We start from the raw sequence: 17091 nt of genomic DNA on the forward strand, positions 1-17091 counted from the left end.
GCGGGCGGCGCAACCGGAGTCGCGGCCGGGGCGCCCGCCGCGGGCATCGGAGCCGACAGACCCCGGACGTCGCGCATGAGTGCACCGGCGGCGCGATCGTGCCAGCCCTGGAACCGACCGGATCCGTCGAACAGCGGCGTGAAGTAGCCGACGACGATCGCCGCGCTCAGCCCGAACACGATGTTGCGCAGCAGCGCCCGGCCGAGCCCCAGGGGCGCTTCGCCACCGTCGCGCACGAGCCGCAGCTTCATGATGCGCATGCCGACGGATCCGCCGGATCCCTGCAGGAAGCTGTAGACGAGCAACCACGCGAGGGCCACCAGGCCGGTGAGGCCGAGACCCACCGCCATCGCGGCGAATGTCGCGGACAGGCCCTGGCCGTCTGCGGTCGCCGCGGCGACGACCGACGATGTCACCACGCCGATGCCGACCAGCAGCGACGCGATCGCGGCATCGATCACGTAGGCGATCGCGCGCCGCGGGATCGGTGCGACAGGCGCGGCGGCCGCACCTGCCCCGCTCGGGGCGTTCGTCATGGAGTCTCGCTCTCGGATCCGGGGCGTGCGGTTCGGGTGCCGCCCGTCTTGGCTGCAGTGCTCTCGATCGTGCCAGTTGCGCCGCCCGCGGCGCCAGAGCCGCTGCCGGGACGCCGGATGCGCTCGGCCGCCGCGTCGCGCAGACCCTGCACTCCCGCGGACAGGCGCGAGTCGCCGAGCAGCGAGCGCAGGCTGAGGCGTGCGAGCATGCGCCGCCGCCAGCTGGACTGGCTGCCCAGCCCCGCGACGATGCCGTCGACCTCGCGCCAGAACGCATCCACGTCCTCCGCCGTGGGCTCGGTCGGGCCGAACACCTGCGCGTCGGCATGGTCGGCCAGAGCGGTCACGGCGGGCACGGTGAGGGCCGTCGCCACCGTCTGGGCCTCCTCGGCCCTGGTGCCCCCCGCGGGGATGCGGGCCCCGTAATCCACGGCACGGTCGGTGAGCTCGTCCCAGCCGCCGCTGATGCGGTCGGCGGCGAGCGCCGCCGCACGACGCCGGCGCCGGCGGGCGGCCTTCCACGCGCCGATCACGATGAAGGGCGCGGCGAGGATGGCGAGCACCACCAGCACGCCACCGCCGATCGCCAGGATCGTGCCGAGGATGCTCCACAGGTTGTCCGGCCCGTCCTGGTTGCCGCGCTGGTCCGGCACGCTCGGCGGGAGGTCCACCGGCGCCTGCGGCGGGGGCGGCGGCTGCAGCACCTGCGGCTTGGGCACGACCTTCGGCTTGGTGATCTGGTCCTGCGGGACCTTGTCCTTCGGCGGAGTCGGGTCGAAGGCCACCCAGCCCGCCTTCTCGAAGTTCACCTCGACCCAGGCATGCAGGTTGTCGCCGTTGGCGGAGAACGTGCCCTTCTGGCCCTTGTCGGGGTAGAAGCCCATCACGACGCGGACCGGGATCCCCAGCGAGCGCGCCGCGAGCGCCATCGCGACGGCGTACTGCTCATCGTCGCCGATCATCTGCTCTCCGCCGATCAGCGTGGAGATGCGCTCCTCGGTGTGGCCGGCACGGCTCAGCGCCTCGCCGTCCAGACCGTGGCTGAAGAAGCCCTCCTCGGAGAACTTCTTGACCAGCGCCCGCACCTGGGCGATCGGGGTCTTCGCGTCGGCCACCGTGTCCGAGGCGAGCGCGGCGAGCTTCTCGGGCGCCTCCGCCTGCTTCGGAATGGCGACCGTCCCGAAGTCGAGGCCCTCGAGCTGCTTGTCGGTCCAGGTCTTCGGGATCGTCGTGTCGACGGTGTACGTGTCGCCCTTCTTCAGCTTCGTCGTCGCGACGGCTGTGCCGGTGGACTCGTTGTAGAAGGTGCCGCGACGCAGCGCGTCGGCGTCGGATCCGGCGAACGTGATGCTGCTCACCTCGCCCGCGTCGGGCACCCAGACCCCGGTGTACTGATCCATCGTTACGTCCAGCGTCGCCGGAGATCCGCTCGCGTCGGCCGACATGTTGTCGCGGATCGGACTGAAGGCGCCGGACGAGCCTATGCCCTTGTCCGACACGTCGTAGACGACGCCGTTGTACGCGTCCATCGTGCCGACCCGGATCCTGGCGCCCTCCGGCAGCCCTTTCACCGTGAACAGGGTGTCCTTGCGGTGGTCCTTCACGTACCCGCGGTACGACTGCAGCGGGCTGGCGTACTGGTGCACGTCGAAGGGCGGCAGCACCACGTCCCGGAACACGTGCCGGGGCTCCGCGAGCGTGGTCGCGGCGGCGACGCCGGTGCCGGCCAGTCCCGCCACGACGAGCACGGCGGTGCCGGCCAGGATGCGACGGCGGCGCAGCGCGGAGGAGTGGGATCCGTCGGCCGCGACCGACACGGCCGCGTCGGCGCTCTCGCCGATCCCCCGCAGGGCGAGCCAGGCCACGGCGACGAGCGCGAACACGACGCCCTGCGCGATCGGGGCCGCCGGATCCGGCACGCCCATCGCGATCACGAGCATGAGGTGCAGCGCGGCGGGGATGAGCGCCCACGCGACCCGGCGCAGCCGCAGCGCGAGCGCGCCGGCGACCACGCTCGCCACGAGGGCGGACAGGAACGGCACCAGCGCATAGCCGTCGCCGACCGCGACGGGGGCGACCGTGGTGAGCATCGCCTTCCAGCTCGTGACGGCGCCGGCCGACAGTGCGCCGAGGGTCTCGCCGGTGGGCACGACGCCGAGCAGCGTCGTCTGCGGGAGGGCGAGCGCGCCCCCGAAGAGGAAGTACCCGAGCAGCGTGAGCCCGGCGGTGGGCAGAATGCCCCATCCGCGCCAGGCGCAGAGCAGCGCGACGCCGAGACCGAGCACCAGGCCGCCGATCGCGGCGGGCAGGTAGGAACCGCCGGCGAAGGAGGGCCACCAGCCCACAATGCCGACCCCGATGAGCAGGGCGACCGCGACGAGGTCGATCAGCACGCGGCGCGGCGAGAGCCGGGCGCGCGGCGCCTTCGGAGCCTGGGCCTCCTTCGGGGCCTTCACCCGCCGGCCGGAGCGGGTCTCTGCGGGCGCGGTCATGCGAGCACCTTCCCGAGGGCGAGGGGCAGCTGCTCGAGCGCCCCCACGGTGATCACGTCGGCCTCGCCGATGCGGCGCAGCGAAGGCGCCTCACCGAGGTCGGCGACGATGGCGAGCACGCGCGAGCCGAACGGCAGCCGGGCGCATGCGGCGCGCAGCTCCTCCGGGGAGGTGCGGCTGCCGCCGACGAGCACCACCACGCTGGACAACGGCATGTGCGCGGCGACCGTGCCGGCCAGCGTCGCCAGTCCGCCGTCCTTGGCACGCCCCTCCTCGACGCCGGCGAGCGAGTCGAGCAGCTGCTTGCCCGTGCTCGACGGCAGAGCTCGTCCCTGCACGCGCAGGTCGACGTGCTGCGAGTCGCGGATCGCGCGCAGGCCGATGGATCCGGCCAGCGAGATCGCCAGCTCGAACTCATCTGGCTCGGCGTACTCGACTGCGTTGCGGCTCAACCCGATCACGAAGTGGGAGCGACGGGTCTCCTCGTACTGCCGCACCATGAGCACCCCGGTGCGAGCGGAGGAGCGCCAGTGCACGCGGCGCAGATCGTCGCCGGGCTGGTACTCGTTCAGCGCGTGGAAGGAGACGTCGTCGCGGGACAGATCCGAGGCCGGAAGGCCCTCGAGGTCGCGCAGGAATCCGAGCGACTGCCCGTCGAACACGATCGTGCGCGGATGCACGAACAGGTCGATCGGTTCGTCCCGTCGATGCGCGCGCTCGAAGAGCCCGAGCGGGTCACCGCGCACGACGCTGACGGGTCCGACTGAGACGACGCCCCGACGGTGGGTGGGGATCGCGAAGAGCTCCTCCGCTTCCTCGCCCGGGGCCAGCCGCTTGATGCCGAACTCGCCGCGCCCTGCGCCCACCGGCAGCACGACGCGGGAGGGCAGGATCGCCCGCGAGCCGCGGTTCGCGAGGGTGAGCGCCCCCACCGCGCGCTCCCCGACGACGACCCGGGTGCGGGCGAGGTCGAGGGTGACGTCGTAGGCGGTGCGCCCGATCAGGAACACGGCGCACAGGGCGAGCACCACGGCGATCACCAGCGCGATCACGACGACCTCGATCCAGCCCAGTGGCAGGGCGATCATGAGGCATCCCAGCGCGATCGCCCCGAGTACCCAGGCCAGGGGCCGCACCGCGGACGCGATCAGGCGCAGCCGCGCGCCGATGCGCGCGATCACCAGTGCGGCGATGTCGCGCCAGCCGGCCTCGCGGTCGGTGCCGCGCGCCTGGGCGGTCGTGGTCATGAATGCTCTTTCGGGGTCAGGTCGGTTGCGTGTCCGTGCGCGGGGTTCGCGCGGAGGGATCCGGAGGGGACCGCTCAGGCGGCGGCGCGCGCCTGAGGAGCGGCGATCTTCTCCACCACGCGGGCGATGACGGTCTCGGCGGTGGTGCCTGCGAACTCGGCCTCGGGGTCGAGCAGCAGCCGGTGCAGCCACACCGGGCGGGCGAGCGCCTTCACGTCGTCGGGCAGCACGTAGTGACGTCCGTGCGCGGCCGCCCACACCTTCGCGATGCGGACCATCGCCAGGGCGCCGCGCACCGAGACGCCGAGGCGGATCGCGGTGTCGGCGCGGGTCGCCTCGACGAGTTCGGCGATGTAGCGCAGCACGGCCGGCTCCACATGCACCGCGGCGGCGAGGTCGGCCATGTCGGCGACCGCGCTCGTCGTGATGACCGGCGAGAGCTTGGACGAGGGGTTGCGGTCGGCGGCTCCCGCGAGGATCGATGCGGTGACGTCGAGGTCGGGATAGCCGATCGAGGTCTTGATGAGGAAGCGGTCCAACTGCGCCTCGGGCAGCTTGTAGGTGCCCGCCTGCTCGATCGGGTTCTGCGTCGCGATGACGAGGAACGGGCGGCCCGCCTCGTGCGCGACGCCGTCGACCGTGACGCGCGACTCCTCCATCACCTCGAGCAGCGCCGACTGCGTCTTCGGCGAGGCGCGGTTGATCTCGTCCGCGAGCACGATCGAGGCGAAGACCGGACCGCGGTGGAACTCGAAGGTGTGCGTGTTCTGGTCGTAGATCGTCACGCCCGTCACATCCGAGGGCAGCAGGTCGGGCGTGAACTGGATCCGGGTGCTGGTGCCCTGCACGGTGGCGGCGAGCGCCTTGGCGAGGCTCGTCTTGCCCGTGCCGGGGGCGTCCTCCAGGAGCACGTGGCCCTCCGCCAGCATCGAGGCGAGCACCAGGCTCACCACGTCGCGCTTGCCCTGCACCGCCCGATCGACATTGTCGGCGAGGCGGGTGAAGGTGCCCTGGAACCAGGCCGCCTGTTCGGGGGTCATCGTCATCTCTTGTCGTTCCTCTGATCTGTGTTCGTCTGCAGTGCTGCGTGGCCGGGACCGAGCCCGGCTACGGTTTCGGCCAGAAGCTCTTCTCGGTGTCCACGCCGCCGCCCCAGCCGACGATGTCGACCCAGACGTCCACACCGTCGCGGCCCTTCCAGCAGGAGAGCTGCTGGCTGCCGGAGCCGTTGAAGTTGACGGTGTGGTTGCCGCCGATCTGGCCGTCGACGCTGGAGTGGCAGGTCACGGTGTAGTTGCCGATGTTCAGGTTCTGCCAGTTCACGACCATCAGACGGCAGCCGTTCACGCAGCCGCTGCCGGCGGCGGCGCCCTGCGTCACCCATACGCGAGGCGGCGGCGGGCTGTTGGTCTTGGCCTGATCGGCGGCGATGCCCGAGGACTGCCCCGCCGTGTCGAAGGCCTGAACCTTGATCGAGTGCGTCTGGTCGTAGCCGTTGCCCACGGTGCGCGAACCGCTGTCGCCCGCCGACTCCCAGCCGTTGCCGTCGACGTTGATCTTGATGGAGACATCGCGTCCGTTCCGCGCCGGGGCGGACCAGCTCAGCGTCACGCTCTGGCCGTTGTTGACGGCCCGGGCGCCCGGAGTTCCCACCGGGCCATACGGCTGCAGACCACCCTTCGAGCCCGCGGTACCCGGCTGAGACTCCTGCCCGCCGACCACGGAGTACGCGCGCACCGACACCGTGTAGGTGCCGTTGTTCGCAGCCGGGACGTTCGTCCCGTCCCAGTTGCGGTTCCAGCCGCCGCCGGTCGAGTACTCGTAGTGGATCTCGGAGTCGCCGGCACCGTTCGTCCCGGCAAGCGAGTACGTCACGGCGATGTTGTTGTCACCCTCCTTGGCGGAGGTGATCGTCACCGCACCCGGCTGCCCGAACGCGCGCTGCGCGTTCGATACCGCAGACCATGCTCCGGAACCCGCCTTGTTCTTGCCGCGCACCTGGAAGGTGTAGTTCGAGGTCGAGTTGTCGACCACCACCGTCTGAGAAGTCTGCGTGCCGGGCACGGTGACGGTGTTGACGAGAGACCCGCCGCGGAGCACCTGCAGCTCATAGCTGGAGACCGCGTCGCCGTTGGGCTCGGACTTGCCCCACGAAACCGACATCTGGGACTGGCTGCCGACCGACGGCGCGCTCTGCGCCTGCGGGGTGCCGGGCGCGGTCGGCGGGCCGGCCGGGATCTCCGAGGCGGACCAGCCCGACCAGCTGGAGGGCTCGGGGGCGCGGTTCACCGCCTGCACGCGCACCTGGTAGTTCGCGCCGTTCTCCAGACCGTCCCACTTCAGGCTGTTGCCGGTGACGCCGGTCTTCGTCGCCACTCCGCTGGGCGGGGCGGGCGAGATCTCCAGGTTGTACGACGACACCGGGGATCCGGGCGTCGTCGGCGTGGTCCACGACACGTCCAGCGACTTGTCGCCGAACTTCAGGGTCGGCGGGTTCGGGGTGTCCGGACGCGCGTCGGGGCGTGCGACGGCCGACGTCGGCGACGGCTTGCCCTCGCCCACCCGGTTCGTGGCGGTCACCGCGAACGTGTACTCGACGTTGTTGGTCAGCCCGTCCAGCGTGCACGTCGTCGACGTGCACGGCTTGGTGTAGCTGCCGCCGCTCGTCGCGCGCACGGTGTAGCCGCTGATCTCGGCGCCGTTGTTCGACGGCGGGCTCCAGTTCAGCACCACGGTGCGGTCCTGCACGCTGGTCACCTGCGGGGCTCCCGGTGCATCGGGCACGCCCTGCACCGTGACGACGATGCGGCCGTCGACCTCGCGATCCGGATCCTTCGTCGCGTCCTGCACCCGGTAGGTCGCCACGACCTGCCCGACGAACTTGCCGTCGGGCGTGACCACGATCTTGTCGCCCTGCACGGACGCGTTCGCGTCTCCGGTCTGCACGCTCACGGAGCGGATCTTCAGCGGCTTGTCCGGGAACGGGTTGACGTCGTTCTCCAGCACGGGGATGGTCACGGCCTTGCCCTGGTCCGCCTGCGGCACCGTGTCCTCGTTCGCGACCGCGAGCGGTCGCGTGGACGCGGCGACCGTCACGGCGACCGTGCCGGAGACGGGATCCGTCTTGCCATCGGTGATGCTCAGCTGCACCGTGGAGCCGCTGCCCTTGGGAGTCGACGAATCCGCCTCGACCTTCAGCGTCGAGCCGTCCAGGCTGGCCTTGATGCCGTTCTCCGGCTGGCCGGTGATCTTGTAGCTGATCTTCTTCGCGTCGCCCGGATCCGGATCCTTCGTCAGCGCCGCGAGGTCGACCTTCTGCGCCTCCTCGCCCGGCGCGACCGACACCTGCGCGTTCGTGAACGCCGGCGGCTGGTTGTCCGGCGGCAGCACCGTGATCGGCAGGCTCAGCGTGCTCTTGCGCCCCTTGGGGTCGTCGGGTCCGGTGCCGTCGGTCACCTCGAAGGTGAGCGCGTCGTCGCCGAAGTAGCCCTGCTTCGAGGTGTACACGAGGGTGTGCTCGTCCTTCAGCAGCGGGGACCCGTTGCTGTTGACGGCGCTGACCTTGCCGGCCTCGGTGATCCGCACCTCTCCGCCGCCGGCGACGGCGACGTACTTCGAGAGCGGGATGTCGATGGTCTCGCCGCTCTTCACCTCGACCGGCTTGGTCGAGCGGAGAGTCGGCGCGAGCTCGGAGAGCGCGGGCACGAAGATGAACGCCGAGGCGGTCTGATCGTCCTGATCGGTGACCGAGTACTGCACCAGCTGGCGCTGCTCCGTGACCGTGACCTGGATCTTGCGATCGGGCAGCACCTTCGCGCTGGGGTCGGAGACGCCGAGCTTCAGAGCATCGACCGTGCCGTCCGGATCCTCGTCGTTGTCCAGCACCGGCACCTCGACCTGCAGGCTCTCCCCCTTCACGTCGGAGGCCTGGATGCGGTCGTCGCGTGCGATCGGCGCCACGAGCGGGACGTCTTCGGCGACCGTGATCTGCACCGGCGCCGTGGCCGTCGCACCCTTCGAGTCGGCCACGGTGTACTGCACCGAGGTCTGCACGGGCTTGTTCGGCGCCGTGATGAGCACGCGGTCACCGGAGACGGTGGCCTTGAGCCCGTCGACCCCCGGGGGAACCTCGATCCCGTTCTTGACGAGGCCGATCGTGTCGCCGTCCGGATCCGAGTCGTTCGTCAGCACCGCGACGGCGACCGTGCGACCGGGCCGCATGACGATCGAGTCCTTGACCGCGTACGGCGCCTGGTTGATGTTGGCCCCGGGGGCGATGCCGACCCGGACCGTCGCGGTCGCCTCCTTGCCGAGCCGGTCGCGCACCTTGTACGTGAAGGTGTCGATGCCGCTGGCCTTGTCGAACGCCTGGTACGTCAGGAAGTTGGCGCCGACCTCGGTGACCTGGCCCTGCTTCGGCGCGGAGTCGAGGCCCACCAGCTCGACCGAGTCGCCCTCGGCGTCCAGCCCGTCCAGCGGCACCGCGATGCGCACGCTGGTGCCGCTCAACGCGCGCACGGTGAGATCGTGCGGACGGGGCGCGGTGTTGGTCTTCTCGTCCACCGGCAGGATCTGGATCGTGATGTACCCGGCGGCCTTCTGCCCGTTCGAGTCCACCGCCTCGTACGTCGCGTAGACGGTGCGCGGAGTGTCCCCGGCACGGAACCGCACGGTGTCCTGCGAGACGAACGCCTCACCGAACTTCGGGTCCACCAGGGGGTCGATCAGCTTCGGCGCCACGTGCAGGGTCGTGCCGGGCGCGTGCTTGTCGTTGTCCAGCACGGGGATCGTCACGACGTCACCCGCACGGACGACGGCCGTGTCGTCGTTCGCGGTCGGCGGGTCCAGTTTGGCGGGCGCCGGGATCGGGATCACGATCACGTCGCCGTCGGCGGACTTGGATCCGTTCGAGATGCGGTACTTGATCCGCACCTCCTGGTCGAGGTTGCCCTGATCCGTGATCCGCAGCGTCTCATGGTTGAGCACCGACACCGCCACGCCGCTGTGCGGCGGCACGGTGACCGACTGCACGACGAGGATGCCGCCGGCGGGGTCCTCGTCGTTGTTCAGCACGCCCACCAGCACGTCGCCGCCGCTCGGCAGCAGCGCCACGTCGCGCACCGCGATCGGCGGCGCCGCCTCGGCGGACTTGTCCAGCACGTCCACGCGGACGAGGCCCGGCACGGCGTTCGGCCCCGCGCTCACGAGGTACTGCATGTAATAGGTGCCGGGCAGCTCGGCCTGGAACGTGAAGGTGCCCTCGCCGAAGTTCGGTGTGATCACGGCGCCCGGGGTCTCGTCCACCCGGGTGAGACGCAGCGGCTCCTTGCCGGAACTGGAGTCGTTCCGCAGCGGCGACACGGTGACCTGCTCGCCGGCACGGGTCTGATAGTGGTCGGCGTTGGTCTTCGGCGCCGTGGTGCCGGCCGGACGGATATCGAGACGGATGACACCGCTCGTGAGCTCGCCCATCGCATCGGCGACCTGGATCCGGATCTCCTTGCGGCCGGGCAGGCTGGCGACCGCGCGGTAGGTGAGCTGGCCGTCGGGGGTGAAGTCGACCTCATCGCCCGGGGCCGCCTCGACGTCCTTCAGATACACGTCGTCCCCGTCGGGGTCGATCCAGTCGGGCAGCGCGTTGTAGCTCACGGCGCCGCCCGCCTCGACGAGCAGGCCGGGCGTGCGCTTCTGCTTCGGCGCGGCGTTCACGCTCCAGTCGTGCACGCTGACCGCGACGTTCGCGGTGGCCTTGCCGCCGCGGCCGTCGTCGGCCTGGTACTGGAACGAGGCGGATCCGGTGGCGTCGTCCGCCACCGCGATCTGCAGCGCGCCGCCGTTGTTGATGGGCTGCACATCGCCGAGCGCCGGCTGCTCCTGCGCGAGCGATGCGACCAGCACGTCGCCGTCGGCGTCGGTGTCGTTGTCGAGCACGGGCAGCATCGTGGTGCGGCCGGGACGCACCCCGAACTCGTCGTCGTGCGCGATGGGCGGGGTGTTCTCGGAGGTGCGCTTGGGCAGCGTCGTCTCGACCTGGTCGTCGCTGGTCTCGTCCTGCTTCTCGGTGTCACCCTCGGGCGGCACGATGTCCTGCCAGTTGTCCACGCGCTGCAGGTTGTCGGTGGCCATCCACGCCGCGCCGCTCGCGGTGTCGTTGAGCACGACCACGTCGCGGTTGACCCGGAACACGAGGGTGGTGCTGCTCTCGGCGCCCTCGATCGAGGACTTCAGGTCATTGCCGGATCCGATGCAGTCGCGGAGGAACTTCGCGGATCCGCCCCAGGCGCCGTAGGTGCAGCCGTTCAGGAAGACGGGCGCCGCGGGGGCGCCGGTGCCGCCGGCCTCCTGCGCCGAGGGCGCGGATCCGTCCAGCGGCACGGAGATCAGGGCATCGGCGGTCGCCAGGACAGCGGAGCCGTTCTCCGCCGACGGCTGCTGCAGCACGGCCGCGTCGAGGTTCTTCACCTCGGAGCCGCTGAGCTCGGTGCGATGCCCGGCCGCGAACACGGTCTTCGCGTCGGCGTCGAGCACGACGGGGGTCGTGCCGACGACGGTGATCGTGGGCTTGGCGTTCTCCGCGAGTTCGATCTTCTCGGTGGACGGCGGCTGCGGGTCGCCCTGCCCGTCCACGTGCACGGTGACGATGCTGCGGTCCTTGGCGGAGACGGCGTAGACGGTGCCGTCCTTGCCCACCGTGACGTCGGCTCCGGCGCCGAGGGTGGCGGAGGGCTTCGTACCCGCGGGCTTGAACCCGCTCAGGGACGAGGCCGCGCGCACCCAGAGCTTGCCCTCCTTGGGATCGAGGATCGCGACAGTGGTGCCGCCGAGCGCCGACTTCGCGCCGCCGGGGATGAGCACGGCGTCGCTGAGCACGACGCGCGCCGGATCCACGCTGGTCAGGGTGGAGGCCGAGCGGTCGTCGACGAGCACGGTGCCGCCGGACTGCAGTACGTCGTAGTTCTCGCCGCCGGTGCGCAGACCGCCGTCCAGCACGCGGGACTCGTTGTTGAAGTGTCCGACCATCAGGCTGGACGTCTTGGTGAGCCAGACGCCGCCGTCGTGCAGGTCGACCTCGGCGGTCGGGTTGCCCTCGTAGGCGAGGGCCATCCCGGTGACGGCGACGGCCGCGGCGGTGACGCCGGCAGCGGACGCGAGGGTCTTCGGTCGCATCCGCAACCACGCGAACGACTTCACCACGAATTCCCCCCGGATGCCTCACACAGCTGTCCCATGCGCATTTGCCAGGGGACTGTAAGAGTGTATGTCGCGATCCTGGGAGCCGCGATGGGGAGGAATCCCCATCCACCCTTCGATCGATTTCCCTGCGGACGGGCCAGGAACCGGCCGTCCGCACAGGCCATGGCCGTACTCTCAGGAGCATGTTCCTCGACCCCGTGCTGCGCCGTGTTGAGCCGCTGCTGCTGCGCGTGGACCGTCTCGCCGGCGGCCGCAACGCGCACGAGAAGATCGTCGAATCGGACCGCGACCACCACCGCACGGTCCGTGCGTTCCGCTGGGTGTTCTGGCTGCTCGCCGTGGAGCTGCTGATCGGCATCGCCGCGGTGGTCGTCGCCGTCGTCATCGCGGTGCAGGCCGGCTCGATCACCGCCGTGCCGTTCGCTGTGTGGATGCGCGCGCTGATCGTGCTCGCGATGACGGTCACGCTCTTCTACTTCGCGTGGCGCGCGGCACTGGGGTGGCGCTGGGCGTATCAGCGGCTGCGGCTGTTCGCGCAGATCTTCCCCGTCATCACCCTCGTGATGGCCGCGATCCCCGGGTTGTATCCGGCGTGGATGGTGACCGAGCAGATCGTGTTCAGCCTCATCATGATCGGTGTCGCCGACTTCCTCACCAGCGACCACATGCGCCAGGCGTTCCGCAAGCCGGATGCGGCAGCGGATCCCGGCTCCGCGCCAGCGGATCCGGCGTCCTGACGCCGACAGCGCCCGCGGCTCTCACGCCGCGCGCCAGCACCCCTCGAGGTGGTCGTCGACCATGCCGGCGGACTGCATGAGCGCGTACATCGTCGTGGGGCCGACGAAGCGGAATCCCCGCTTGCGCAGAGCCTTGCTCATCGCCTCGGACTCGGCGGTCACCGCGGGGACCTCGGACATGGTCCGCGGGCGCGCACCGATGCCCGCCGCCGGGGCGAACGACCACATCAGCGCGTCGAGCTCGCCGTCGGCCATCTCCCGCACGAGCGCGGCGTTGCCGATCGTCGCCTCGATCTTCGCGCGATTGCGGATGATGCCGGCGTCGGCCATGAGCCGGGCGATGTCGTCCTCGCCGAACTCCGCGACCACGTCGGGCTCGAAGCCCGCGAACACCTCGCGGAATCGCGGGCGCTTGCGCAGGATCGTGATCCAGCTCAATCCCGCCTGGAACCCCTCCAGCGCCATCTTCTCGAACAGCGCACGGTCGCCGTGCAGCGGCCGGCCCCACTCCTCGTCGTGGTAGCGACGGTACTCGGGATCGTCCCCCGCCCAGGCGCAGCGCGGACGGTCGTCATCGGCGAGGGGGATCGTCATGGATCCAGGGTAGGCGCGGGCGCCGACACCGGGCTCACTCGGCGGGCAGGTACTCCCCGAGCGCGGCGAGCAGCGGCTGCGACCGCGGATCCGCGACGGCGGCGGCACCCACCGCACAGGCCGCCGACAGGGCGCGCTGCGGAGCGATGCCGGAGGCGAGCCCGATCGTGAGGGCCGCGCAGAACGCGTCGCCGGCGCCGACGCTGTTCACGACCGTGGTCTTCACGGCGGGCGCCGAAGCGACGAGCTCTCCGTGCTCGAACAGCTTCGCCCCCTCGCCGCCGTAGGTCACGGCGACCCTGCGGGCGGTACGCAGCACGGGCAGCAGCGCGTACTCCGTCTCGTTCACGATGATGAGGTCGGCACGCTCGACGACCGCGGCGGGCAGGTCGAACGCCGGCGCGGCGTTGACCGCCAGATACCCGGGCGCGGTCGCGGCGAGCGCGGCGACCACGTCCATCGAGATCTCCAGCTGCGCGAGCACCGCCTCGTCGGATCCGAACACGACGCCGTCCAGGCTCACCTCGCCGTTGGCGCCCTCGCACACGGCGATCTGGTTCTCGCCCTCCGCGTCCACGACGATGAGCGCGACGCCGGTGGGCTCCCCGCCGCGGCGCACCGCGTGCGTGTCGACGCCTGCGGCCGCGAGCTCGTCGATCATCCAGGATCCGTCGGCGTCGGAGCCGACAGCGCCGACCATCCGCACCGCAGCGCCGAGGCGCGCGGCCGCGGCGGCCTGATTGGCGCCCTTGCCGCCGGCCTCGCGCGACAGCCGTCCGCCGCCGATCGTCTCGCCCGGCTCCGGCAGCCGGGTGGTGCGAGCAGTGAGATCGACGTTGATGCTGCCGACGACGGCGAGCGCGAGCGGTGCGGTCATGAGGACTCCACTTCCTGAGGGGCGGGGACGAGGCAGTGCGTCACTGCGCGGTCTGCACGACCGAGAGGACGCCCGCCTTGACGGAGACGATGCACTTGGCGAGGTAGACGGGGAGGCCCCCCGAGGAGACGGTCTGGGTGAGGATGAGCACGGGGTCGCCCGGTTTGAGTCCGAGCAGCACACCGCGGGTGCGGCCGACGACGTTGACCGTGATCTCGCACACGCCCGTCCCGAAGCCGACGCCGCGGGCCGCGAGCGCCGTCATGAGGCTCGTCGGGTCGCCGGTCGCCTCCTCGAGCACGGCCGCGATCTGCGGGCTCGCGTCGGTCAGGTAGCGTCCCGCGGGCAGGTGCTCCTGCAGGATGGCGATCGGCTCGCCGGCCCGCTCGATCACGCTCTCCCGGAACCAGGTGTTCGCGGCGTCGTCGAGACCCAGATGCCCCGACACGTAGTCCGTGGTGGGCTGCACGACGAACTCGAGCTGCCGGACGCCGACATCCTCGCCGCTCTCGGCGAGCGCCGCTTCGAGGGGGCGCAGCTCTTCGAGACCGACGGTGGGGAGATCCTCCGCGACGAAGCGCCCGATCCCGCGGCGGGTGAGGATCAGTCCGTCCTCCTCGAGCAGCATGAGCGCTTCGCGGACGACCGTGCGCGACACGCCCAGCGAGACGCCGAGCTCGGTCTCACGAGGCAACGCGGATCCCAGGGAGAAGACACCGGACCGGATCCCCTCAGCCAGGCGCGAGTAGACGGCCACCCGCAGGGGCTGACCCACGGGGGCGGTCAGCGGCCGGGCCAGGAACTGCTCGACATCCGTCATCGGGTCTCCTCCACCGCCTGCCGGGCCTCGTGATTCGGCCGCGCTCGCCGATCATTCAAGCACGGAAGCGATCATTTGCAGATGTTCTACCTCAGAGGTATAACATCATATAACCCGAGGGAGCGATGCTCCCTTCCTTGACGAAGGAGTCACTGTGCAGCTCTCCCCCGCCCCCGCGGCGCTCGATCGCCCCGCGCCGATCCGCGGCGGCCGCTCCGTCCTGCTCGTGGCAACCCTGATCCTCACGGTCGTCGCCTTCCAGCTGAACTCGAGCATGATCAGCCCCGCCCTGCCCGACATCGCGAAGCAGCTGGGCGCCCCCATGGACGCGGTCTCGCAGGTCTCGTCGCTGTTCTTCCTCGCCGGAGCCGTCGGCGGCATCGTGCTCGCGCGCTGGAGCGACTTCATCGGCCGCAAGCGCGCCCTGCTGATCGTGCTCGCCCTCATCGGGCTCGGCACGGTGCTCTGCCTCATCTCCCCGAACCTCCCCGTGCTGCTGCTGGGACGGGTGCTGCAGGGCGCGTCGAGCGCGGCGTTCCAGATCTCCTACGTGATCCTCGCCGAGACCCTGCCTGCTGCCGTGTTCCCGACCGTGCTCGGGATCCTCACCGCGATCAACGGCGGCGTGGGCGGCGTGGACGGCTGGATCGGAGGCCTCCTGGCCGACGCGTACGGATTCCGCTCGCTGTTCGTCGTGATCCTCGCGGTCGCCGTGATCGCGATCGTGAGCGTGGCCCTCGCCGTGCCGCGCGACGGCGCACCCTCCTCGACCGGGCGCATGGACTGGTGGGGCGCCGCCGCGCTCTCGATCGGCCTGATCTGCCTCACCTACTTCGTGTCGACCGGATCCGGCCAGGGCTGGTTCGCCCCGCTCACTCTGCTCTTCCTCGCCGGTACGATCGTCGCGCTGGTCGCCTTCGTGGCCATCGAGAAACGCCGCCGCACGCCGCTCGTCGCCGTGCAGCACCTGCGTTCGCGCCAGGTGTGGCCGGTCATCGCCGTCACCGTGCTCACCCTGTCGAGCGTGTTCGCCGTGATCAACTTCACGATCGTGATCCTCAGCCAGAACCAGGCGGTCGGCTACGGTCTCAACGCGTCGACCTCCGCCCTGCTCTACCTCACCCCGCCCGCGCTGATCGGCCTGGCCGCCGCCCCGCTGTCCGGCTGGCTCGCGGGCCGTTTCGGCTGGATCCGGATGCTGCGCCTCGGCCTCGTGCTCTCGATCGGGGCGCTCATCGTGGTCGCGCTGTTCCCGTTCAGCCCCTGGACCGTGTTCGCGATGTTCGCGGTGCTCGGCGTCGCGTACAACGGGGTCGTGCTCACGACCACGAACGGCCTCGGGGTGCTGCAGTCGCCGAGCGAGGCGCCCGCGATCCTGCCGAGCATGAACGGCACCGCCTTCGGCTTCGGCGCGAGCCTCGGCATCGCGATCGTCGCGCCGTTCGTCATGTCGGGTGACTTCGTCCTGGCACTCTGGATCTCGGTGGGGATCAGCGTGCTCGCGCTCGTCGCGAGCCTGTTCCTGATGCCCAAGACCGACTGACCGTCCCGCGGGCCGCACGGCCCGCGGTTCCCCGCCCCTGCGTCCGCATCCCGAGGAGGATCCGATGACCGACACCCCCGCCCCGCTGTACTTCGACTGCGACACGGGCATCGATGACTCGCTCGCTCTGGCGTACCTGCTGGCGTCGCCCGAGATCGTGCTCGCCGGGATCGGCACGGTCAGCGGCAACACCTCCTCGGCACAGGCCGCGCGCAACACGCTGGGCCTGCTCGCCCTCGCCGAGCGCGACGACGTGCCCGTCGCCGTCGGGCGCCACGACTTCCTCACCCACGGGTACGACGGCGGCGCACCGCACGTGCACGGCGACGACGGCGTGGGCGGGGTCGCGCTTCCCGAGCCCTCTCACGCGGTCGAGGACGGCACGGCGGCCGACCTGCTCATCCGGCTCTCGCACGAGCACGCCGGATCCCTGGAGGTGCTCGCGGTCGGACCGCTCACGAACCTCGCCGCCGCGCTCGAGCAGGATCCGACCCTCCCCTCCCGGGTGGCGCGGGTGACCCTCATGGGCGGGGCCGCGCTCGTACCGGGCAACATCACGGCGCTCGCCGAGGCCAACATCGGCAACGACCCCGAAGCGGCCGCCGCCGTGTTCGCCGCCGGCTGGCCGGTCGTGGTCGTGCCGCTGGACGTGACCATGGAGAACGTGTTCGAGGAGGCGCACCGCGACCTGCTGGCCGCGTCGGATTCCCCCGTGGCGCGTGCGGTCGCGGCGATGCTCGACTTCTACATGGAGTTCTACCGCGCGACCTACGGCCGTCGCTGCAGCGCCCTGCACGATCCGCTCGCCGCGGCGATCGCGGTCGGCCGCGTGCTCCCGACAGTCGCGCCCGCGGTGCCCGCCCTGGTCGACACGACCGACGGCCCCGGGCGCGGACAGACGGTCTTCGACCTGCGCGGCCAGCGCCTCGGCGCCCGCGACCATGACGGCGCCACCGTGCGCGTGGTGCTCGGCACCGACGCGCCGCTCGCGGACCACCTGGCGCAGCGCGTCGCCGGGGCCTGACGCGAAGGGGTCGATGAGCGACGACGC

At 71.1% G+C, this 17091-nt stretch carries 11 protein-coding genes; 3 read left to right on the forward strand and 8 right to left on the reverse strand.

Annotation, left to right across the window (positions count from 1 at the left end; translation table 11 throughout):
* The 5 genes from LXM50_RS15740 to LXM50_RS15760 form a co-directional block, all read right to left on the reverse strand.
* The coding region (locus LXM50_RS15740) for an RDD family protein (RefSeq protein WP_233312418.1) at positions 1 to 536 on the reverse strand (536 nt) is incomplete at its 3' end.
* Positions 533 to 3028: a transglutaminase domain-containing protein gene (locus LXM50_RS15745; protein ID WP_233312419.1), complete on the reverse strand. Its 2496-nt coding sequence runs from the start codon at positions 3026 to 3028 to the stop codon at positions 533 to 535. The genes LXM50_RS15745 and LXM50_RS15740, both read right to left, overlap by 4 nt.
* On the reverse strand, positions 3025 to 4275 hold the full coding sequence (locus tag LXM50_RS15750; RefSeq protein ID WP_233312420.1) for a DUF58 domain-containing protein: 1251 nt from the start codon (positions 4273 to 4275) through the stop codon (positions 3025 to 3027). Before LXM50_RS15750 ends, LXM50_RS15745 begins: the two co-directional genes overlap by 4 nt.
* A 74-nt stretch (positions 4276 to 4349) precedes the next feature.
* Positions 4350 to 5321: a MoxR family ATPase gene (locus tag LXM50_RS15755; RefSeq protein ID WP_233312421.1), complete on the reverse strand. Its 972-nt coding sequence runs from the start codon at positions 5319 to 5321 to the stop codon at positions 4350 to 4352.
* A 61-nt stretch (positions 5322 to 5382) separates the two neighbouring features.
* Positions 5383 to 11466 carry an Ig-like domain-containing protein gene (locus tag LXM50_RS15760; protein ID WP_233312422.1) on the reverse strand — a complete coding sequence of 2028 codons (6084 nt, stop codon included), beginning with the start codon at positions 11464 to 11466 and terminating at the stop codon, positions 5383 to 5385.
* Between the two features lie 185 nt (positions 11467 to 11651).
* Here LXM50_RS15760 and LXM50_RS15765 point away from each other — a divergent pair, with 185 nt between their 5' ends.
* Positions 11652 to 12206, forward strand: a complete 555-nt coding sequence (locus LXM50_RS15765; RefSeq protein WP_233312423.1) for a hypothetical protein — start codon at positions 11652 to 11654, stop codon at positions 12204 to 12206.
* A 21-nt stretch (positions 12207 to 12227) separates the two neighbouring features.
* On the opposite strand, the gene LXM50_RS15770 is transcribed toward LXM50_RS15765, so the two are convergent.
* The 3 genes from LXM50_RS15770 to LXM50_RS15780 are packed head-to-tail and all read right to left on the reverse strand — an operon-like array spanning position 12228 to position 14497.
* Complete coding sequence (locus tag LXM50_RS15770; RefSeq protein WP_233312424.1) at positions 12228 to 12800, reverse strand: DNA-3-methyladenine glycosylase I; 573 nt, start codon at positions 12798 to 12800, stop codon at positions 12228 to 12230.
* A 34-nt stretch (positions 12801 to 12834) separates the two neighbouring features.
* A complete protein-coding gene (locus LXM50_RS15775) occupies positions 12835 to 13677 on the reverse strand; it encodes a PfkB family carbohydrate kinase (protein ID WP_233312425.1) in 843 nt (280 codons plus the stop codon).
* Positions 13678 to 13717: 40 nt separating this feature from the next.
* Positions 13718 to 14497 carry a GntR family transcriptional regulator gene (locus tag LXM50_RS15780; protein ID WP_233312426.1) on the reverse strand — a complete coding sequence of 260 codons (780 nt, stop codon included), beginning with the start codon at positions 14495 to 14497 and terminating at the stop codon, positions 13718 to 13720.
* 154 nt (positions 14498 to 14651) lie between these two features.
* Here LXM50_RS15780 and LXM50_RS15785 point away from each other — a divergent pair, with 154 nt between their 5' ends.
* Together LXM50_RS15785 and LXM50_RS15790 are read left to right on the forward strand one after the other, a co-directional pair.
* Complete coding sequence (locus tag LXM50_RS15785; protein ID WP_233312427.1) at positions 14652 to 16040, forward strand: MFS transporter; 1389 nt, start codon at positions 14652 to 14654, stop codon at positions 16038 to 16040.
* 64 nt (positions 16041 to 16104) lie between these two features.
* A complete protein-coding gene (locus LXM50_RS15790) occupies positions 16105 to 17064 on the forward strand; it encodes a nucleoside hydrolase (RefSeq protein WP_233312428.1) in 960 nt (319 codons plus the stop codon).
* The last annotated feature ends 27 nt before the right edge of the window (positions 17065 to 17091 follow it).

The organism is Microbacterium sp. Au-Mic1, assembly GCF_021341785.1.
GTDB lineage: Bacteria > Actinomycetota > Actinomycetes > Actinomycetales > Microbacteriaceae > Microbacterium.